The sequence below is a fragment of the Hylemonella sp. W303a genome (genome assembly GCF_046452315.1).
GTDB lineage: Bacteria > Pseudomonadota > Gammaproteobacteria > Burkholderiales > Burkholderiaceae_C > Hylemonella.
The window spans coordinates 1-989 of record NZ_JBKFDG010000020.1 but is presented as its reverse complement, the minus strand read 5'-3'; the positions used below and the strand labels follow the sequence as shown (position 1 = coordinate 989).

Sequence of the window (989 nt, the reverse complement as noted above, 5' to 3'; positions counted from 1 at the left end):
AACGAGCGCGACGTTGACGGCCAATGGAGCGATCGACACGACGGGCAGCGCCACGCTGACGACCTCGGGGCTGCTGACGCTGAACGCGGGGAGCAACGCGATCACGGTAGCGGCGGGCGACACGGCGAACTTCGGCTCGGTGAGCTTGACGGGTGGTGCGGTCACGCTGACGGAAGACAGCGCGATGACACTGGCGGGCCTGTCGGCGACGAGCGCGACGCTGACGGCCAATGGAGCGATCACCACCACGGGCAGCGCGACGCTGACGACCTCGGGGCTGCTGACCTTGAACGCCGGGAGCAACGCGATCACGGTGGTGGCCGGAGACACGGCGAACTTCGGCTCGGTGAACCTCACGGGTGGTGCGGTCGCACTGACGGAAGACAGCGCGATGACGCTGGCGGGGCTGTCGGCGACGAGTGCGACGCTGACGACCAACGGAGCGATCACCACGACGGGCAGCGCGACGCTGACGACCTCGGGGCTGCTGACGCTGAACGCGGGGAGCAATGCGATCACGGTGGTGGCCGGTGACACGGCGAACTTTGGCAACCTGACATTCACCGGCGGAGCGGTCTCGATCGCCGTGGACAGCGCGACCGAGTTGTCTGGAACCAGCACGGCAACGAGCTTGGTTCTCTCGTCGTCAGGCGCCTTGACGGACGACGCGACGGCGGATGTGAGCGTGACGGGCAACGCCAGCCTGAGCGGCACCAGCATCACCCTGGGCGATCAGGTGGCCAATGACGTGAACTTTGGCAGTCTGACGGTCAATTCCACGGGCGCGGTGACGATCACCGAGGACTCGGCCACGGTGCTGACGGGAACGAACACGGCGGCCAGCCTGAGCCTGACGTCGAGCGGGACGATCACGGATGCGGCGAGCACGAGCCTGGTGGTGACGGGGCTGGCGAGTTTCAACGCGGGGAGCAACGCGATCACGCTGGGTGATGACGCGGGCGACACGACGAACTTCGGCTCGGTGAACT

At 67.1% G+C, this 989-nt stretch carries 1 protein-coding gene; it reads left to right on the top strand.

The genetic code is table 11. The annotated features are described in order from the left end of the window. Nucleotides 1–989 (top strand): beta strand repeat-containing protein (locus ACLBKS_RS16450; RefSeq protein WP_410193883.1); only part of this gene is annotated, 989 nt, incomplete at both ends.